We start from the raw sequence: 17,509 nt of genomic DNA on the forward strand, positions 1-17,509 counted from the left end.
GGGGGTGGGGGGGGGGGGGCCCCGGGGGGGGGGGGGGGGGGGGGGGGGGGGGGGGGGGGCGGCCCCCCCCGCCCCCCCCCCCCCCCCCCCCCCCCCCCCCCCCCCCCCCCCACGTCCGGGGGTCAGGACAGGGTGGGGACGATCTCGCGGACCTTGGCCGCGATCTCGGTCGGGAGCGGCGCGTAGCCGGCCTCGCTCAGGACCTTCTGGCCCTCGTCGCTGACGGTGTAGTTGAGGAACGCCTTGACGCTGGGCAGGGTCTCGGCCTTGTTGCCCTTGTCGCAGGCGATCTCGTACGTCACCAGGATGATCGGGTAGGCACCCTCGGCCTTGGTGGCGTAGTCCAGCTCCAGGGCCAGGTCACTGCCGGTGCCCTTGACCTTGGCGGCGGCGATGGCCTTGGAGGCGTTCTCCGTGGTGGCCTCGACCGGCGCACCGGCGCCCGTGTCGACCTTGACCGTGGTCAGGTTGCTGGCGGTCGCGTAGGAGAGCTCGAAGTAGCCGATGGCGCCTTCGGTGTCCTTGACGCTGGAGGCGACGCCGGAGGAACCGCTCGCGGCCTGGCCGCCCTTGGCCTCCCACGACTTCGAGCTGTCGTCGTACTTCCAGTCGGCCGGGGCCGCGGCCTTGAGGTACTTGTTCAGGTTCTGCGTCGTACCCGACTCGTCCGAGCGGTGGAAGGCCTGGATCGCGGTGGCCGGGAGCTTGGCGTCGGGGTTGAGGTCCGCGATCGCCTTGTCGTTCCACTTGGTGATCTTCGAGTCGAAGATCTTCGCGAGGGTCGGGCCGTCCAGGACGAGGCTGTCGACGCCGGGCACGTTGAAGCCGATGGCGACGGGGCCGCCGACCATCGGGAGGTTGATGCCCTTGCCGCCCTTGCAGATCGCCTCGGAGGCCTTGACTTCCTCGGGCTTCAGCGCGGAGTCGGAGCCCGCGAAGGCGACCTGGCCCTGCGTGAACTTGGTGATGCCACCGCCGGAACCGATCGGCTGGTAGTTGATCTCGACGCCCGCGCAGGCCTGCTGGAAGTTCTTGACCCAGAGGTCCATCGCGTTCTTCTGGGCACTCGATCCGGCGGCAAGGATCTGGCCCTTGGCGTCGTCACACTTGATGCTGGAGGCGGCGGCGGTCTTGTCGCCCGTGCCGGAGGCCTTCGTGTTGTCGTCCGAGCCGCACGCCGTGAGAACCAGGGCGCCGGAGACGGCGAGAGCACCGAGCGCGGTGGCGCGCAGCCGGTTCTTGCGCTGAAGCTTCACTTCGGGTGTTCCTTCCAGAAGCCGCCTGTGTGCGATGTGCACTTCTGCGGCGGCGTGCGTCGATGTGGTGGGTCCGGCGGTGTGCCGGTCACCGTTTGTAAGGCCGAAATTAGGCAGATCAGGTGAAGCCGCCGACGGGTGGGAGTGAACGGGAGGTGAACCGTGACGGACAGCCTGGTGCGGCTGCGGCCGTGATCGGTGCTCGACACGGCGTGACCGCCGAGAAAGTGCGCCCCATGGAATCCGGGGTCGCGAACCGGGTGTGGCTCCTGGGGCCGGACCTGGTGCTGCGTGTGCCGCGTACGGAGGCGTCCGTCGCGGACCTGGTGAAGGAGGCGGCGGTGATTCCCGTCGCGCGGGCGGCGGGGGTGCTGACGCCGGCGCTGGTCACCTTCGACGACAGTCGTACGGACGTGGACGTGCCGTACATGGTGCTGGAGCGGGCGCCGGGGGTGGACCTCGCGGGCCGTCACGGGATCGGGGCGGGCGCGGAGGGTGTCTTGCGGGAGGGCGTTTTCCGTGAGGTGGGGCGGGAGCTGGCCCGGCTGCACCGGGTGACACCCGCGGGCGTGGGGGAGTTGGCCGGCGTGCCGGTGGAGTACGACCCCGACGCCGGAGCCCCGCACCGGCTGGTCGACGGTCTGCTGGCGGACGGCATGCTCGACGCGGAGGCCGCGCGCTGGCTGCGGGGCTGGTTCGACCGGCTCGCGGAGCGGATTGCCGGTGGGGCGTCGCGGGTTCTGGTGCACGGTGACATCGCCCCGCAGAATCTGCTCGTGACGCCGGGCGCGGGGTCGGGGTCGCACGCGCGCACACTCACGCTCACGGGGATCGTCGACTGGGGCGACGCGATGTGGGCGGACCCGGCGGTCGAGTTCGCCAAGACGCCGCTGTGGGGCGTTCCGGCGATGCTCGACGGCTACCGGGAGGGCGGCGGGGCCTCCGAAGACGGCCCGTACGACTCGTACGCCTGGGAGGCGCGCGTACTGCGCTACCACCTCACGTGGGCGCTCGCCCGCCTGAAGAACCCCGCGCCGGTTCCTGACGAGCGTCACTGGACGGCGCCCCCGGCCGCCCGGCTGCTCGGCATCCTGCGGTTCTTCGCCTCCTCGCCGCCCGAGCCGTGGTCGGGGCTCGCGTAGCCGGAGCGTCGTACATCCAGTTTCCAACTCCTCTCCATGGTGGGGCGGTTGAGGGGCGCCCACACTCGAAGGACCGGCCGTCGGTCCACCGAGGGAGGGAAAGTGATGGGGGTTGTACGAGAAGGAGTACGGGTCAGCACATGGATCGGCGGCGGGATCGTCGCCCTGGCGGTGCTGGGTGTGATCGGCACGTTCGTCTTCGGGGGCGCGGGATGGATCACCGCCCCGTTCCGTGGGGAGGCGCAGGAGCGGGAGAACACCGTCGGGTCGGCCGCCTTCCGGCAGTCGACCTACCAGGAGTTCTTCGATCTGTGCGAGGCCGCGCAGAACGCCGAGGGTGCGATCCAGGCGCTCAAGGAGGAGCGGGGGTCCGCTTCGGAGGTCCGCAGGACGCAGATCGACCAGTCGGTCACGGCGCTGAAGGCGTCGCGGATCGAGTCGATCAACGACTACAACTCAAAGGCCGCCCAAGAGCACCGCGCGCCGTTCCGTGACCGGGATCTGCCGTACCGCCTGGACGCCGATGCCGGCAAAACCACCTGCGCCATCCCGGGATAGGGGGCAGTACAGCATGAACACGATCACACGCACCGTCGTGGCTTCAATGGCGGCGCTCACCCTGGCGGTGGGCCTGACCGCCTGCGAGGACGATTCCAGCCGGGGCAAGGAGACCAAGGCCAAGGAGAAGAGCTACGACCAACTCGTGGCGAACCAGCCCGCCGGGAGGATGGAGTACTCGCCGACCCGCGAGGCCATCAACCAGTGGGTGAAGACGTGGGGCAAGCGGGGAAAGCTGAGTTACGTCTACATCCAGAACGGCAAGGGCGAGTACGGGTACTTCGTCATGAAGGGCATGCCGGTCGCGCGCTGCCAGATGCTCACGCCGACGGAGAAGGTGGACCGCTCGACCAACGGCACCGCGGTCGTGTCGCTGCCGGGTATGGACGGCACGTACTCGTCGGGCTCGATGTGCGACACGTACTACGGCTTCGATGCCACGACCGGTGTTTTCATGGAGTTCACGGTCGGGACGAACCAGTCGTTCTTCCTGTTCGACAGGCCCATGACGATGCCGGAGTACGCCAGCGCCCAGCAGCTGGGCCCGACTTCTGTCGAGGACGTCAAGGACTGATCCCGAGGCCGAAACCGCGTCCGGGGTGTGCGCTCCGGCCGGTCGGTGCGCACGGCGCTGCACGTGGCTTGTTGAACGCTAAGCGGCGACGGCGACGGCGATGGGGCCACGAGGGAACGATGCCTGTTTCACTCGTGGTTCAGGACGGCTCGTACTCCTCATGCGGGACCGCCCGTTCCCACTCTCCTGGCAGAGCAGTCGCCGAACTGTAGGGAAGCGAGATGGACGACGAACCGCTGTCGGAGTGGGCGGAGCGCCGTGACGCGAAGATCGGGCGGCTTCGCGCTGTTCCCCTCGCCTCAGGCGACGGCCCCAAGGGCTCGCATCTGAACCCGGACGCGCCCCGCGCCATCCAGAGATGGAACGGGCATTCCTGGGAGCCTCACGGATTCGCGTCCAACCTCACCGAGACGAAACGCCTCCTGTACCCCGAGGCCAGTGAGCCTCCGGCCTCGGGGCGAGTGCCGCGAGTGCCCAAGCCGCCCGGCTCAGGCACCGGCAGGCACCGGAACCCCAGGCGCCCTGGTCCGACAGGGCTTAAGCCTCCGGCGCGCCCCTCGTCGGCAGTGAGTTCAGCAGCGCGTCGACCAGCAGGCGGTCGCGCGGCTGGGTCAGGAGGTCGCGGGCCGTGGGCGGGGTGAGCCAGAGGATGCGGTCCACTTCGTGGTTCGGTTCGAAGGCACCGTCCGTCACCTCCGCCGCCCAGTAAATGACCTGCTTGGGGCGGCCGTTGGCCAGGTAGCTGACCGTGCCGAGCCGGGCGCCGGGGGAGCAGTGGTGGCCCGTCTCCTCCAGGACCTCGCGCAGCGCCCCCGTGAGGGCGTCCTCCGCGTGCTTCAGCTTGCCTTTCGGATGGGACCAGTCGTCGTACTTCGGCCGGTGGACCAGGCAGATCTCCGTGTCATCGGCCGAGTAGGGCGACTTCCGCCACAGCACGCAGCCCGCAGCCAGGACGGTTCCCGTCCTGCCGCTGCCGGCGCTCTCGCTCACGGCGCGGTCACCGCCCTCCGCCCCCAGATCCGCTGGAACTCGAAGCGCGCCGCCTCCACCTCGTGCCGCTGGTCCGCGTGCAGCACACCGAGCGCGTACGCCGTCGCCGGGGCGATCCGCGGCGTACGGGCCGCGTTCGCCGCTGCCGCCGCCGCCTCGGCCGCGTCGCGGTGCCGGTCCAGTGCACGGCCCGCCTCGGCGAGCACCGTGTCCGGGGCCCCGCCCGTGGGCCGGACCTCCTGGGCGTACCGGTGCAGCCTGAGCAGCAGCCGCACCTGGTGCCACGGGGCGTCCTGGGCCTCGCCGTCGGAGGGCGTGGAGAGGCCGTGGACCAGGGCCTCCGCGTTGTACGGGTGCGCGGCGCGCGACAGGGGCAGCGCGGACACGGCGTCGAGCAGCCGCCGTTCGGCCGCGCTCTGCGGCGCCGCCAGGATCTCGGCGGCGGGCGCGCCGGCGACCGACGCCAGCGGGACCTCGGAGGCCAGTACGGCGACGGCGTCGGCCACCGCGTGGAAGCGGGACGAGCCCAGCGCCTGGAGCGCGGCCGAGTGCGACCGCGTACGCGCGAGCGTCAACTGCCGCTCCAGCAGCGCCCCGGCGCGCGACGCCCCGACGGTGAGCGCCCCCGCGGCCGACGCGTCGGAGGCCTCCGGGCCGCTCTCGCCGTTACGGGCGGCAGGCGCCGTACCCGCGCCCGACAGCCGCACCAGCGCCGACACCAGCCGGTGGAGCCGTGCCGTGCACGCGTACTCCTGCGCGAGTGTGCCGGACAGCCAGCCCAGTTCCGTACGGAGCTGGTCCGCCCACACCGGGTCCAGCAGCACCCGGAACGTGTGCAGACCGGCCGCGATCCGCCGCGCCGAGCAGCGCAGCGCCGACGCGGCCTCCTCGGCCGCCGCCGTGTCCGAACCGCTCTCCCCGTACAGCCGCAGGCTGCGCAGGAAGTCCCCGCAGCGGGTGTTCAGATACCCGGCGAGCAGCTGCCCGGCGGTCGCCTCGAAGGCGTCGTCGGGGGGTGCGGGCCGAGCCGTACCGACCGAGCCGGCGGTGTCTGCTTCATGGTGCTGCACGCCGGCGCCTCCGGGCGTCAATGAGCATTTCCTGTACGTGCCTGAGCGGCTGCCCGTCCGCGTCGACGGAGTGCCGGGTCCAGTCCCCGTCGGGGCCCAGATGCCAGGAGGCGGTGTTGTCCGCCATGCCGGTCTCCAGGAGCCGGGTGAGGGCCGCGCGGTGCGCCGGGTCGGTGACCCGTACCAGGGCCTCGATACGGCGGTCGAGGTTGCGGTGCATCATGTCGGCGCTGCCGAACCACACTTCGGGCTCGCCGCCGTTGCCGAAGGCGAAGATCCGGGAGTGTTCGAGGAAGCGCCCGAGGACGGAGCGCACCCGGATGTTCTCCGACAGGCCGTGCACGCCGGGGCGCACGGCGCAGATGCCCCGCACCCAGATGTCCACCGGCACGCCTGCCTGCGCCGCGCGGTAGCACGCGTCGATCACGGCCTCGTCGACCATCGAGTTGACCTTGATGCGTACGTAGGCGGGGCGGCCCGAACGGTGGTGCGCCGCTTCCTTGTTGATCCGGGTGATCAGCCCGTCGCGCAGCGACTTGGGCGCGACGAGCAGCCGGCGGTAGGTCTCGCGCCGTGAGTATCCCGACAGCCGGTTGAAGAGGTCGGAGAGGTCCGCCCCGACGTGCGGGTCCGCCGTGAGCAGGCCCAGGTCCTCGTAGAGCCGTGCCGTCTTCGGGTGGTAGTTGCCGGTGCCGACGTGGCTGTAGCGGCGCAGGGTCTCGCCCTCCTGCCGGACCACGAGCGACAGCTTGCAGTGCGTTTTGAGCCCGACCAGCCCGTACACGACATGACAGCCGGCCTCTTCGAGCTTGCGCGCCCATTTGATGTTCGCCTGCTCGTCGAAGCGGGCCTTGATCTCCACGAGGACCAGGACCTGCTTGCCCGACTCGGCGGCGTCGATCAGGGCGTCGACTATCGGGGAGTCGCCGGACGTCCGGTAGAGCGTCTGCTTGATCGCCAGCACTTCCGGGTCGCCGGCCGCCTGCTCCAGGAACGCCTGGACGGAGGTGGAGAACGAGTCGTACGGGTGGTGCAGCAGTACGTCGCGCTCCCGCAGCGCCGCGAAGATGTCCGGCGCCGACGCCGACTCCACCTCCGCGAGGTCGCGGTGCGTGCCCGCGATGAACTTGGGGAACTTCAGCTCCGGCCGGTCGAGCTTGACTATCCCGAACAGACCGGTCAGATCCAGCGGCCCCGGCAGCGGATACACCTCGGCGTCCGACACCTTCAGCTCGCGGACCAGCAGGTCAAGCACGTACGGGTCGATCGACTCCTCGACCTCCAGCCGCACGGGCGGGCCGAAGCGGCGCCGCGTCAGCTCCTTCTCCAGCGCCTTGAGGAGATTCTCCGCGTCGTCCTCCTCCACCTCCAGGTCCTCGTTGCGGGTGACCCGGAACATGTGGTGCGCCAGGACCTCCATGCCCGGGAACAGCTCCTCCAGGTGCGCCGCGATGACGTCCTCCAGCGGCACGTACCGCTGTGGGGACGCCTCCAGGAAGCGCGTCAGCAGAGGCGGGACCTTGACGCGGGCGAAGTGGCGGTGGCCGCTGACGGGGTTGCGGACGACGACCGCGAGATTGAGGGAGAGCCCCGAGATGTACGGGAAGGGGTGCGCCGGGTCCACGGCCAGCGGCGTCAGGACGGGGAAGATCTGCTGCCGGAACAGGGTGAAGAGGCGCGCCTGCTCCTTCTCCGTGAGGTCGTCCCAGCGGATCACGTGGATGCCCTCGTCGGCGAGCGCGGGGGAGACGTCCTGCTGGAAGCAGGCGGCGTGCCGGGCCATCAGCTCGCGCGACCGGGTCCAGATCAGGTCGAGAACTTCGCGGGGCTGGAGGCCTGAGGCCGAACGGGTGGCGACGCCGGTCGCGATGCGGCGCTTCAGGCCCGCGACGCGGACCATGAAGAACTCGTCCAGGTTGGACGCGAAGATGGCGAGGAAGTTCGCCCGTTCGAGCAGCGGGGTGGCCGGGTCCTCGGCCAGTTCCAGTACGCGCTCGTTGAAGGCGAGCCAGCTGCGCTCACGGTCGAGGAAACGGCCCTGGGGCAGCTCCCCGCCCTGCGGGCCGTCGTCCTGCTCGTACGCGTCGAGATCGGAGTCGAGATCGGGCTCCAGGTCGGACACGGCGGCGGCCACCGCGTGCGGCCGGTGTGCGGCGATGGAACCGACGGACGGCTGCGGGTGGACCGGGGTCTCGGCGGGCTGCTGGCTCATACCTCCATTGTTCCGCGCGGAAGGCACGACGGGCGCGTCGGAGACCGCGGGGGCGAGGCGGAACCTGCCGTTGGGAGTGGGGGGCACAGCGGGGTGCATTCCGCGAGGGTCGCAACCTCGTCTGAATGGCCGGTAACGGCGACATGACGTACAGGGAAGCGGGGCGGGGCGTGGCGGGGCGGCGCCCGCGGGGGTACGGGGGTCCCATCCGCTTCCCCGTGGCGGACGGGACCCCCGTGTCTGCGCCCCTGGCCGGGGGTCAGGCGTGGCGTCGGCGCAACACCTTGAACGCGGCGAAGACACACGCCGCGGCCAGCACCAGCACGATGCCGGTCTCGACGAGCTGGAGCGGCCAGAAGTGCGAGGCGGGGTGGTACTCGGCGTACCGGCCCGTGGCGCCGCGGTCCGCCAGGCACGCGGGCATGTCCGGGTCGACGGAGACGCACTGCGGGCCGGAGCGGCGGTCGCCGTTGGCCATGATCACTCCGCCTTCCAACCACCACTCGGTGGAGCCGCCGACCGGGCCCGGCGAATCCAGAGGGGTGGTGGCGAACGCCGTGGGCCACAGGTGCTCCCGTGCACCGTTCAGAGCCAGATACACCCCACCGAACGCGAGCAGGGTGACGGACATCGCGGGGACGGTACGCGCGGCCAGCAGCCCGACGAGCGCTCCGGCCGCGATCCCGAACAGGGCGTACGCCAGGGGGAGGGTGCCGAGCGAGAGATATGTGGTGATCTCGTACCACGGCCGCGGGTCGTACGCGGTGTTGTCCGGGAGGGACGACGCGGTCCAGGCACGGACGGCCGTCAGCACCGGGACGAGCAGCAGCACCGGCACCGCGAAGGGCAATAGCTTCGCGGTCAGCCAGCGGGCCGGGCTGACGGACTGGGTCCAGGCCAGCTTGTACGTCCCCGACTCCAGCTCCCGCGCGACCACGGGACCCGCGACGAACACACCCAGCACCATCGGCAGCAGCTGGAGGAAGAGGCTTCCGTACCCCATCACATAGTGGAAGGAGTTCATGTCGTCGCTGAAGTCGCGGGCGACCTGGGAGCAGTCCGGCCCGTTGGGGCCGTCGGGTTTGCAGCCCGTAGCCGCGAAGTCGTCCGTGACGCTGCCGGCCCAGATCCGGTACGCGACCAGGATCAGCGCGCCGACGAGCACCGCGGCGGCGGCGATCAGCAGGGCGGTGCGGTGCTGTCGTACGGACACCCAGAGCGGACCGCGCAGCGCGGTGCGCGCCGACGCCGGTGCGGGTGCCGGTGGCCGTTCGAGGAGCGCGCTCATGCCGTCACCGCCGTGGGGCTGTGCTGCTCGGCGCTGGGGGTGAGGAGTATGGGCGCCTCGGGTGAGCGCAGATGGGCGAGCAACAGGTCCTCCAGCGTGGGGTGCAGGGACTGCCAGTCGGCGTCGACCGGGCCTTCGGGGCGGATCAGCGCGGTCAGTTGGCGGCCGGTGGTGCGGGACTCCACGACCGTGTGCGGCGCGAGGTCGCGTACGGGGCCGGTGACCAGCCGGTGCGCGGTCAGCAGGTCCTCGGTCTCGCCACCGAGGCGGATGTGCCCGCCGTCGACGAGCAGCAGGTAGTCGCAGGTGCCTTCGAGTTCGGTGAGGATGTGGGACGAGATCACGACCGTGGTGTCGTGCTCCGCCGCCTCGGCCATGAGCGTGCCCATCAGCTGGTGGCGGGCGAGCGGGTCGAGGTCGGCCATCGGCTCGTCCAGCAGCATCAGTTCGGGGCGTTTGCCGAGGGCGAGGGCGAGCGCGACGCGGGTGCGCTGGCCGCCGGAGAGCGTACGGACGCGTACGCCGGGGTCGAGCCGTCCCTCGGTGACGATCCGCTCGGCGGTCTCCATGTCCCAGCGGCCGGGGTTCAGCTCGTACCCCATGCGCAGGGTGTCGCGGATCGTCAACTGCCCGTACAGCGGCTTGTCCTGGGCGACGTACGCGATGCGGTCGCGGGCGTCGGCCGGGTGCTCGCCGAGCACGCGGACGTTGCCCTCGGTGGCCGGGAGCAGTCCCGCGGCCTGGGCGAGGAGGGTGGACTTGCCGGCGCCGTTGGGGCCGACGAGGGCGCAGATACGGCCGGCGGGCACCCGGAAGGAACAGTCGCGCAGGGCCCAACGGCCCTTCCTCCGGTAGCGCTTGCCGAGGCCGGTCGCCTCGATCGCCGCGGCTGTCATGAGTGTTCCCCCTGCTGCTGATGCTGGTTCTGATGGTGGGTGGTGAAGCGTTCGTCGACGACGGCGGTGAAGAGCGCGGTGACGTCGTCCTTCTCCAGGCCGCCCGCGCGGGCCCGTTCGGTCCATGCGGCGAGTTCGGCCCGCAATTCGTCGCGCAGTGCGCGGTGGTCGGCCGAGTCACCGCCGCCGAGCGTGCCGCGTACGAAGGTGCCGAGCCCGCGGCGGCCCTCGGCCAGGCCCTCGCGTTCCAGCTCGCGGTAGGCCTTGAGGACGGTGTTGGGATTGATGGCCGTGGCTTCCACGACCTCGCGTGCCGTGGGCAGTTTGTCGCCGGGCTCCAGCAGGCCGAGCCGCAGCGCCTGTTTGGTCTGCTGGACGATCTGGAGGTACGTGGAGACACCGCTGCGCCGGTCGATGCGGTATTCGATCACCCGCAAGCACCCTTTCACTAGGGAAGTAGTGAAAGCATGGAACGAAGAAGGGGCGGTGTCAACTCCACCGCCCCATCCGCCTACTTGACCAGGTGCTTCCGGTTTACGACTCCGTCCGGTACATGAGGTCCACCTCGTGCGTCGTGAAGCCCAGGCGCTCGTAGACCGTCACGGCGGCCGTGTTGTCCGCGTCGACGTAGAGCATCGCCGTCGGCAGGCCCTGCGCGGCCAGGTGCCGCAGCCCGATCGCGGTGAGCGCCTTGCCGAGGCCGCCGCCCTGCGCGTCGGGACTGATGCCGACGACGTACACCTCGCCGAGGTGTTCGGCGGCGTGCACCTTGGTCCAGTGGAAGCCCACGAGCCGGCCGTCCCGCTCGGCCAGGAAGAAGCCCTTCGGATCGAACCACGGCTCGGCCTCGCGGTCGGCGAGATCGCGCTCGGTGAGTCCGCCCTGCTCGGGGTGGTGGGCGAAGGCGGCGGCGTTGACGGCGAGCCAGGCGGCCTCGTCCTGGCCGGGTACGAAGGTACGGACGGTGACACCCTCGGGCAGGACCGGCTCGGCGATGTCCAGGGGCTCCAACGGCCGCCGCAACTGGCGCAGTTCACGGAACATCGACAGCCCGAGCACCTGTGCCAGATGCCGCGCGGCCGACTTGCCGCCGTGCGCCCACACCCGCAGCCGCTTCCCGGAGGCGGCCAGCAACGCGGCCCCGAGCGCCCGCCCGTGCCCGCGCCCCCGGTGCGAGGGATGCACGACCAGCTCGGCGGCCGGCGCCTCGACGGGATCGGTGTCCTCCAGCTGGGCGTACCCCGTCAGCTCCCCACCGACGGTCAGCAGAAGATGCCGCACCCCGACCCGGGGCCCGCCCCGCAACTGCAACCGCCCCTGCTCGGACACGGCCTGCACCCCGTCGGACCGGGCTGCCGCGTCGAGCAGTTCGAGGACGGCCCGAGCCTGCTCGGGGGTCATCTCGTCAAGGGTCTCGATCTGTCGGCCCGGATCGGGGGCTGCCGTATCAGTCATGCCTCCGAGGGTACGGCGCGACCGCGCGTTCCCCCGGTTTCACGTGCGCTCGTCGACCGCCTCGGGCCGCAGGACCTTGTCGGCGATCCGCGACAGATCGTCGGCGCTGGGCATCAGCTCCTTCACCTTGTCCGGCAGACGGGAGAGGGCGGTGGCGGGGCGCCGTATGAGTTGGGGCCGCGGGTCGGGAGCGGCTGGTCGCGTTCATCACGGGCGGGATTCTCGCCGCCCTTCCGGCCGGGGCCACCGCCGCCAACACCGTCGCCCTTGAGGCGGGCGGTGTTTCGCGCCCACGGGGCGTCTCTCGCCGGCAAGGCGGCGTGATCAGGTAAGAGGGGCGGCTGCCTGGAGTTGGACGCCGCCGGCCCGGAAGACGACTGGTACTACGAGAACGGCGTGTGGTTCGAGGAAGAGGAGGAGGGCGACGAGAGAAGCCCGAAGCTCGAAGCGGACGCTTACGAGATCGTCTCCAAGCCGACGGTGGCGCGTCTCGACGGGCGTCCCGTGCTCGTGACCGGCGGAGGTCGGTTTGGCCTCTCCCATCCCGACGAACACGAGAACGTGGAACCGAAAACGCTGCGGTGAAGCGGGGGTTCGGGGTCGAATGCCGGTATGCCTCCCACGCCTGCCCGTCGCCCGACGTCCACGCGGCTTTCACCGTCGTGGCCGCCCGCGACGCGACTCGGGACGGCACCTTCCAACCGGACCTTCGTGCCGCCGAACTCCCCGGACTCGACCTCCTGTCCGCAAGCTGGGCTCTGGGGCGGCTTTGGGCGGCGCGACCCTGTCCCGCACGACCTTGGCCAACGCGGACCTGACCGGCGCGGGCCTGTCTGAAGCGGGTCTGTCCGGCGCGGACTTACTGAACGCGGACCTGTCCGGCGCGGAGAATCTGACGAAGGAGCAGGTTGACTCGGCCCGTGTTGACGGCACGACGCGGCTGCCTGCCTCGCTCTCGTAGCCCCTGGCGCCCCGGGAGTAGCAGACTCCCGGAGCCAAGCCCGGTGTCGACCTGTCGATTCGGGTTCACCGCTCACCGCGCTCCTCAGCTGAGGTTGTCGGCCCAGCCGCCCTGGATCATCGTCTGGAACGCCCACTCGCTGCCCCGCTTGATCAACACGTCGGCGTAGCACAGCTGTTGGGTCTCGCCCCCGGCCGTCATCGTCCAGTCGCGTATCTGGTCTTCGACGTGAGCCACACGTGCCTCCTGCCCCGAGCGTCGCTACGACGGCCAGATGACCGCACCCTCACGCACCACCAGCGGCTCGACCTCGTGTGACTCGTAGAAGCGGATCCACCCCAGGTTCACGGTGCCGTCGAGAACTCGGTGAAAATCGCCGGCCCGGGCCGCGAGCCAGCTCAGCAGTTCACCGGTGCGGTCGTACGGCGTGCCGATGGGGCCGCCCGGGACACGTCTGTGAGGCGGATCTCAGGCTTCACCCGACAGGCTCTAAGCGTCGTTCGCCCGGTTGCTGCGAGGCGGGCCCTGGAGGCCGTACAGTTCGGCGTCCGCGTGGTCGAGGGCCAGGCGTACGGCGCCGAGTGCCGGGGCCTCGGCGCCCAGCATCGAGATGGCGACCTGCGGTGGGTCCAGGCACAGTGCTTCGAGGTGTCGGCGCAGTGGTGCCGCCAGGGTTTCTCCGGCCCACGAGTAGCCGCCGCCGATCACGACCAGGTCGGGGTTGACGGTGAGGGCCATGGCGGCGGCGCCGTGGGCGAGGCTGCGGGCGAAGCGGTCGACGAGCTCGATGGCCTTCGCCTCGCCCGCGGCGGCATCGGTGAACACCTGTTCCTCGTTGTGGGTGTCCTGCAGTGCGGCAACGCCGTTGCCCTCCCAGTTGATGACGTCCAGCGTGCCGATCTCACCGGCCGCGCCGCTCCTGCCGCGATGGAGCCGGCCACCGAGGAGGAGGCCGGCGCCGATCCGCCGCCCGGCGAGGATGCAGATGCATTCGTCGGTGGACTGCGCGGCGCCGCGCCAGTGCTCCGCCAGGGTGGCGAGGTTGGCGTCGTTCTCGACATGTGCGGGGCAGCCGAACCACTCGCTCGCCGCATGGGCGAGGTCGAACCCGGTCCACTCGGGGATCGAGATGGAAAGGCGGATACGGCCGGTGGAGTCGATGATCCCGGGCATGCCCAGGCACAGCCCGTGGAGTCGGCTGTGCGGAACGGCGTTGTCGCGCAGGAATCCGGTAGCAGCCGCGCGGACGAGGTCGTGCCGCCCCTGTGCGTCCAGATCTTGTGGCAGCTCGGTGCGCCGTGTGGCGGCGACCGCGCCGTCGAGGCTGGCCAGGATCATCCGTGCCTGGCCCACGCCGATGTCGAGTCCGAGAACGTATCCGGCCTCGGCGCGGAAGCGGTAGCGGCGGGCGGGGCGACCGATGCCGCTTTCGGGCGAGACCTCCTCGATCCAGCCCTCCCGGTCGAGCTCGGTGATCGCGACGTCCACGGTCTGCCGGGACAGCGACGCGGCCCGGCCGATCTGGGTGAGCGTGAGCGACTCCGAGCCGCGCAGCACCCGCAGGACGGCGCGCACGTTGAGGCGCCGCAGCAGTGTGGGATCACCGCCGGAGAGGGGGGCAGTGTGCACGAGACCTCGCTTCCAGCGTCGTGCCGCCTTTTTGGGGCAGCCATTGGCCTAGCTTACGTAACTACGCGGCGTATTTCTAGCTGACTGCTATTGACCCGAGCCTGGGTCACCCTTAATACTCTGGCAACTTACGAAACAGATCGACGTAAAGCTGGTGCGGGCGAGTACTTCCGCCGCTTAGGCCTCCCCGCCAGGCACTGAGGAGCCCCGATGTCCGCAAGATCCTCCCACCAACTGGTCGGCCGCCGCTCGGTGTTCAGCCGCGCCCTCCTCGCCGCCGTCGGCCTCACCGCCGCCGCCGGGCTGACCGCTTGTGGCGGCCTGACCCCGGGAGGAGGCACCAAGAGTGCGGCCCCCTCCGGCCCCGTCTCCACGGCCCTGCCCGACGGCCCTGCCACGCTGACCATCGTGAGCTCCGAGAACGTCGGGATCACCAAGGCGCTGGCCGCCGCGTTTGAAGAAAAGCACCCGAACATCAAGGTCGACTTCCGGTACGCGGCCACCCAGGACGACTACGACAAGAGCCTCAACCTCAGGCTGTCCTCGGACAGCGCCCCGGATCTCGCCCTGCTCAACAAGCTCGGCACCACCGTCAAGGCCCAGCTCGTACGGAACCTGGACCCGTACGCCAAGGCCTACGGCTGGGACAAGACCTACCCGAAAGCCGAGCTCGACCAGTGGCGCTCCAGCGACGACGGCAAGCAGCTCGGCACCGGGCACCTGTGGGCAGGGTCGGCCGGGTTCTCGGTCGTCGGCGTGTACTACAACAAGGAGATCGCGAAGAGGCTCGGCATCCCCGAGCCGACCACCCGGGCGGAGTTCGACGCCGCCCTCGCCAAGGCCAAGGCGGCCGGCGAGCTCCCCGTGCAGCTCGGCACCCTGCGGGGCCACTCCTCCTACATCGTGCAGTCCGTCACTGACTCCGTCGACGGCGCCGCCACAACCAGGGACTGGGTCAACGGCAAGCCAGGTTCGACCCTCCTCACCCCCGGCGGCAAGGACGGGGCCGGCACGCTGGCGGACTGGGCGAAGAAGGGCTACCTGCCGGACGGCGCCAACGGTACCGACCTGCCCGGGTCGGTCGCGGCCTTCGCCAAGGGCGAGGGACTGTTCCTGTTCGACGGCAGCTGGGATGCCCAGATCATCGACAAGGCCCTGCCGGGCAAGGCCGGCTTCTTCCCCTTCCCCGGCACCGACGGCAAGGCCACGGGCATCGGCACCTCCGTGGCCTACGCCATCCCGGTCAAGGCGAAGAACCCCGATCTCGCCGCGGCGTTCCTCGACTTCATGAACAGTCCCGAGGCCGCACGGATCGAGTTCGCCACCGGCTTCCTCCCGGTCGCCCACGCCGACCAGGTCAAGGCCGACCCCAGCAGCGTCATGAACGACGTCGCCAAGTCCTGGGACGAGATCAACAAGGATGACGGCCTGGTCAACTTCTTCGCCAACACCAACGCCACCATGAACGACACGCTCACCGCGCAGGGCCAACAGCTCATCGCCGGGAAGATCACACCCGACGCCTACCTCAACGCCCTGCAGAACGACTGGAAGACAGGGCGACAGTGAGCAGCCCCCGTCTGCAACCGCACCAGCCGGCCGCACGCCGCTACCGCACTCCCGGGGAAGAGCCCCACAACCGGCGATCTCAGCCGCAGGTGCGGAAGGAGATGCCTGCGCGCACACTGCGCACCGGCCCCCGCCGACGCCGTGGCCGCAACGCCGCCTACCTCTACCTCGCGCCCGCGCTCGCGCTCTATACGGCCTTCGTGGCCCTGCCGTGGCTGCACACCATGTGGCTGTCCCTGTTCACCTGGGACGGCGTCACCCCCGGCACCTGGGCCGGACTCGACAACTACCGTCAGGTGCTCACCGATCCCGCGCTGCGGACCTCGATCCTGCACGCACTCGGTTTCATCGGCTTCTACTCGCTGCTGCCGATCGCCATCGGCCTGGTGCTCGCGGCCGTGATCGGCGGGCGAGGCGCCCGCCGCTATCCCCTCAGTCGCACCATCCTCTTCCTGCCGCAGGTCGTCCCGCTGGTCGCCGTCGGCGTCACCTGGCGCTGGATGTACTCCACCGACGGCATCGTCAACCAGGCCCTGCGGGCGGTCGGCCTCGGCTCGATCACGCGGGCCTGGCTCGGCGACTTCACCTGGGCTTACGTCGCCGTCGGCCTGGTCGGGACCTGGGTGATGCTCGGACTCTGCCTGATCATCTTCCAGGCCGGCATCCAGAAGATCGACACCAGCCTCTACGAGGCCGCCCGGATCGACGGAGCCGGCCCCGTACGGGAGTTCTTCGCCGTCACCCTGCCAGGCCTGCGCGCAGAGATCGGCATCGCCCTCACCATCACCGTGATCGCGGCCCTGGCCAGCTTCGACGTCGTCTACGTCACCACCGGCGGCGGTCCGGGCGACTCCACCACCGTCCCCGGTGTCCTCATCTACCGGCTTGCCTTCACCGACGGTCAGGTCGGTTCCGCCTGCGCACTGGCCGTCGTCCTGAGCGCGCTGGTCGCACTGGTCGTCCTCGCGATCAGCCGACTCACTCGGGAGCAGACATGAGCACCGACGCAAAGCCCCAGCGGGCCGCCCGCGGGAACCGCTTCGAAGGTCTTGCCGGACGGGCCGTGATCACGGCGTTCGTCATCGCCGTCATCGTTCCCTTCGCCGGCATCGTCCTGGCCGCATTGAACCCGCCCGGCACCATCGTGGCGGGCCTGCAGTGGCCGGACCACCCCACCCTGGCGAGCTTCGGCCAAGCGTGGTCGACCGCGGGCTTCGGTCAACTCCTGCGCAACAGCACCGTCGTGGCGCTCGGCGTTGTCCCGTTGGCGCTCGTCTGCGCGAGCCTCGCCGGGTACGCCTTCGCCACCATGGAGTTCCGCGGCCGCAAGGTCGTCTTCGGCTTCATCATGCTTGGACTCGCCCTGCCCTACGAAGCGGCCGTCGTCCCGCTGTACTACGACCTGCGTACGCTCGGCCTCACCGACACCCCGCTCGCCCTGATCCTCGCCCTGGTCGGCCTGTTCATGCCCTTCGGCGCCTTCTGGATGCGCGAGCAGTTCCTCGCCCTGCCCAAGGAGATGGTCGAGGCGGCCGCCGTCGACGGCGCCGGCAGCTGGACCACTTTGTGGCGGATCCTCATGCCCTGCGCCCGCCCGGCCCTGATCACCCTCGGACTGCTCTACTTCCTGTGGGCCTGGAACCAGTTCCTGCTCGCCCTGATCCTCATCCAGGACCCGGACGGCCGCACCGCCCCCGCCGGCCTCGGGTTCTTCGTCGGCGCGCACAACATCGACGTACCGCTGCTGTCCGCTGCCACGCTCATCATCATCGCTCCCGTCGTCGCGGTCTACCTCTTCTTCCAGCGGCACTTCATCGCCGGGATGCTCTCCGGCGCAGTCAAGGGCTGACCTCCCGGCCACCGCCGCACATCGGCCGGCCGGCACTCGCCTCCAGCTCCGTCACAGTCA

At 70.5% G+C, this 17,509-nt stretch carries 18 protein-coding genes and 1 pseudogene; 9 read left to right on the forward strand and 10 right to left on the reverse strand.

Features of this window, described 5'->3' with window-relative positions; genetic code table 11:
- Positions 1 to 122: 122 nt before the first annotated feature.
- Complete coding sequence (pstS, locus tag ACIBLA_RS23670; protein WP_363241010.1) at positions 123 to 1,256, reverse strand: phosphate ABC transporter substrate-binding protein PstS; 1,134 nt, start codon at positions 1,254 to 1,256, stop codon at positions 123 to 125.
- A gap of 236 nt (positions 1,257 to 1,492) precedes the next feature.
- On the opposite strand from pstS, the gene ACIBLA_RS23675 reads away from it, so the two are divergent.
- The 4 genes from ACIBLA_RS23675 to ACIBLA_RS23690 all read left to right on the forward strand — a co-directional run bounded on the left by ACIBLA_RS23675 (position 1,493) and on the right by ACIBLA_RS23690 (position 4,171).
- The gene (locus ACIBLA_RS23675; RefSeq protein ID WP_399199784.1) at positions 1,493 to 2,398 is read left to right on the forward strand and encodes a phosphotransferase family protein; all 906 of its coding nucleotides are present in this window, start codon (positions 1,493 to 1,495) and stop codon (positions 2,396 to 2,398) included.
- Positions 2,399 to 2,503: 105 nt separating this feature from the next.
- The gene (locus tag ACIBLA_RS23680) at positions 2,504 to 2,956 is read left to right on the forward strand and encodes a hypothetical protein (protein ID WP_399199785.1); all 453 of its coding nucleotides are present in this window, start codon (positions 2,504 to 2,506) and stop codon (positions 2,954 to 2,956) included.
- Positions 2,957 to 2,969: 13 nt separating this feature from the next.
- Positions 2,970 to 3,530: a hypothetical protein gene (locus ACIBLA_RS23685; protein ID WP_363241013.1), complete on the forward strand. Its 561-nt coding sequence runs from the start codon at positions 2,970 to 2,972 to the stop codon at positions 3,528 to 3,530.
- A gap of 221 nt (positions 3,531 to 3,751) precedes the next feature.
- On the forward strand, positions 3,752 to 4,171 hold the full coding sequence (locus tag ACIBLA_RS23690; protein WP_399199786.1) for a DUF6087 family protein: 420 nt from the start codon (positions 3,752 to 3,754) through the stop codon (positions 4,169 to 4,171).
- On the opposite strand, the gene ACIBLA_RS23695 is transcribed toward ACIBLA_RS23690, so the two are convergent.
- The 7 genes from ACIBLA_RS23695 to mshD form a co-directional block, all read right to left on the reverse strand.
- Positions 4,068 to 4,520 (reverse strand): NUDIX hydrolase, encoded by a 453-nt coding sequence (locus ACIBLA_RS23695; RefSeq protein WP_399199787.1) that lies wholly within the window; start codon positions 4,518 to 4,520, stop codon positions 4,068 to 4,070. The genes ACIBLA_RS23690 and ACIBLA_RS23695 overlap by 104 nt on opposite strands.
- Positions 4,517 to 5,590 (reverse strand): CHAD domain-containing protein, encoded by a 1,074-nt coding sequence (locus ACIBLA_RS23700; RefSeq protein ID WP_399199788.1) that lies wholly within the window; start codon positions 5,588 to 5,590, stop codon positions 4,517 to 4,519. Before ACIBLA_RS23700 ends, ACIBLA_RS23695 begins: the two co-directional genes overlap by 4 nt.
- Positions 5,577 to 7,802, reverse strand: a complete 2,226-nt coding sequence (locus ACIBLA_RS23705; RefSeq protein ID WP_363241017.1) for an RNA degradosome polyphosphate kinase — start codon at positions 7,800 to 7,802, stop codon at positions 5,577 to 5,579. Before ACIBLA_RS23705 ends, ACIBLA_RS23700 begins: the two co-directional genes overlap by 14 nt.
- Before the next feature lie 259 nt (positions 7,803 to 8,061).
- Complete coding sequence (locus tag ACIBLA_RS23710) at positions 8,062 to 9,090, reverse strand: hypothetical protein (RefSeq protein ID WP_363241018.1); 1,029 nt, start codon at positions 9,088 to 9,090, stop codon at positions 8,062 to 8,064.
- On the reverse strand, positions 9,087 to 9,986 hold the full coding sequence (locus ACIBLA_RS23715; RefSeq protein WP_399199789.1) for an ABC transporter ATP-binding protein: 900 nt from the start codon (positions 9,984 to 9,986) through the stop codon (positions 9,087 to 9,089). The genes ACIBLA_RS23710 and ACIBLA_RS23715 overlap by 4 nt, the downstream gene beginning before the upstream one ends.
- Complete coding sequence (locus ACIBLA_RS23720) at positions 9,983 to 10,417, reverse strand: GntR family transcriptional regulator (RefSeq protein WP_363241021.1); 435 nt, start codon at positions 10,415 to 10,417, stop codon at positions 9,983 to 9,985. The genes ACIBLA_RS23715 and ACIBLA_RS23720 overlap by 4 nt, the downstream gene beginning before the upstream one ends.
- Before the next feature lie 103 nt (positions 10,418 to 10,520).
- Positions 10,521 to 11,441 carry a mycothiol synthase gene (gene mshD / locus ACIBLA_RS23725; protein WP_363241022.1) on the reverse strand — a complete coding sequence of 307 codons (921 nt, stop codon included), beginning with the start codon at positions 11,439 to 11,441 and terminating at the stop codon, positions 10,521 to 10,523.
- A gap of 351 nt (positions 11,442 to 11,792) precedes the next feature.
- On the opposite strand from mshD, the gene ACIBLA_RS23730 reads away from it, so the two are divergent.
- Complete coding sequence (locus ACIBLA_RS23730) at positions 11,793 to 12,026, forward strand: hypothetical protein (RefSeq protein ID WP_399199790.1); 234 nt, start codon at positions 11,793 to 11,795, stop codon at positions 12,024 to 12,026.
- Between the two features lie 19 nt (positions 12,027 to 12,045).
- The gene (locus ACIBLA_RS23735) at positions 12,046 to 12,402 is read left to right on the forward strand and encodes a pentapeptide repeat-containing protein (RefSeq protein WP_363241024.1); all 357 of its coding nucleotides are present in this window, start codon (positions 12,046 to 12,048) and stop codon (positions 12,400 to 12,402) included.
- Positions 12,403 to 12,486: 84 nt separating this feature from the next.
- Here ACIBLA_RS23735 and ACIBLA_RS23740 read toward each other — a convergent pair.
- Positions 12,487 to 12,612, reverse strand: a pseudogene (locus ACIBLA_RS23740) (nuclear transport factor 2 family protein); the annotation flags it as partial.
- A gap of 279 nt (positions 12,613 to 12,891) precedes the next feature.
- Positions 12,892 to 14,031, reverse strand: a complete 1,140-nt coding sequence (locus ACIBLA_RS23745) for an ROK family transcriptional regulator (protein ID WP_363241025.1) — start codon at positions 14,029 to 14,031, stop codon at positions 12,892 to 12,894.
- Between the two features lie 210 nt (positions 14,032 to 14,241).
- On the opposite strand from ACIBLA_RS23745, the gene ACIBLA_RS23750 reads away from it, so the two are divergent.
- The 3 genes from ACIBLA_RS23750 to ACIBLA_RS23760 all read left to right on the forward strand — a co-directional run bounded on the left by ACIBLA_RS23750 (position 14,242) and on the right by ACIBLA_RS23760 (position 17,449).
- Entirely contained in the window at positions 14,242 to 15,600 is a 1,359-nt protein-coding gene (locus ACIBLA_RS23750) for an ABC transporter substrate-binding protein (protein WP_399199791.1), read from the forward strand.
- 101 nt (positions 15,601 to 15,701) lie between these two features.
- Positions 15,702 to 16,598 carry a sugar ABC transporter permease gene (locus tag ACIBLA_RS23755; protein ID WP_363241027.1) on the forward strand — a complete coding sequence of 299 codons (897 nt, stop codon included), beginning with the start codon at positions 15,702 to 15,704 and terminating at the stop codon, positions 16,596 to 16,598.
- The gene (locus ACIBLA_RS23760) at positions 16,595 to 17,449 is read left to right on the forward strand and encodes a carbohydrate ABC transporter permease (protein WP_363241028.1); all 855 of its coding nucleotides are present in this window, start codon (positions 16,595 to 16,597) and stop codon (positions 17,447 to 17,449) included. The genes ACIBLA_RS23755 and ACIBLA_RS23760 overlap by 4 nt, the downstream gene beginning before the upstream one ends.
- Positions 17,450 to 17,509: the final 60 nt, after the last annotated feature.

The organism is Streptomyces sp. NPDC050433, assembly GCF_044458565.1.
Lineage (GTDB): Bacteria > Actinomycetota > Actinomycetes > Streptomycetales > Streptomycetaceae > Streptomyces.

Bases quoted from the DNA above. Each gene is read 5' to 3' on its own strand.
- ACIBLA_RS23675 (WP_399199784.1), top strand. From the start codon at position 1,493: ATGGAATCCGGGGTCGCGAACCGGGTGTGGCTCCTGGGGCCGGACCTG.
- ACIBLA_RS23680 (WP_399199785.1), top strand. From the start codon at position 2,504: ATGGGGGTTGTACGAGAAGGAGTACGGGTCAGCACATGGATCGGCGGC.
- ACIBLA_RS23685 (WP_363241013.1), top strand. From the start codon at position 2,970: ATGAACACGATCACACGCACCGTCGTGGCTTCAATGGCGGCGCTCACC.
- ACIBLA_RS23690 (WP_399199786.1), top strand. From the start codon at position 3,752: ATGGACGACGAACCGCTGTCGGAGTGGGCGGAGCGCCGTGACGCGAAG.
- ACIBLA_RS23705 (WP_363241017.1), bottom strand. From the start codon at position 7,802: ATGAGCCAGCAGCCCGCCGAGACCCCGGTCCACCCGCAGCCGTCCGTC.
- ACIBLA_RS23710 (WP_363241018.1), bottom strand. From the start codon at position 9,090: ATGAGCGCGCTCCTCGAACGGCCACCGGCACCCGCACCGGCGTCGGCG.
- ACIBLA_RS23715 (WP_399199789.1), bottom strand. From the start codon at position 9,986: ATGACAGCCGCGGCGATCGAGGCGACCGGCCTCGGCAAGCGCTACCGG.
- mshD (WP_363241022.1), bottom strand. From the start codon at position 11,441: ATGACTGATACGGCAGCCCCCGATCCGGGCCGACAGATCGAGACCCTT.
- ACIBLA_RS23735 (WP_363241024.1), top strand. From the start codon at position 12,046: ATGCCGGTATGCCTCCCACGCCTGCCCGTCGCCCGACGTCCACGCGGC.
- ACIBLA_RS23750 (WP_399199791.1), top strand. From the start codon at position 14,242: ATGTCCGCAAGATCCTCCCACCAACTGGTCGGCCGCCGCTCGGTGTTC.
- ACIBLA_RS23755 (WP_363241027.1), top strand. From the start codon at position 15,702: ATGCCTGCGCGCACACTGCGCACCGGCCCCCGCCGACGCCGTGGCCGC.
- ACIBLA_RS23760 (WP_363241028.1), top strand. From the start codon at position 16,595: ATGAGCACCGACGCAAAGCCCCAGCGGGCCGCCCGCGGGAACCGCTTC.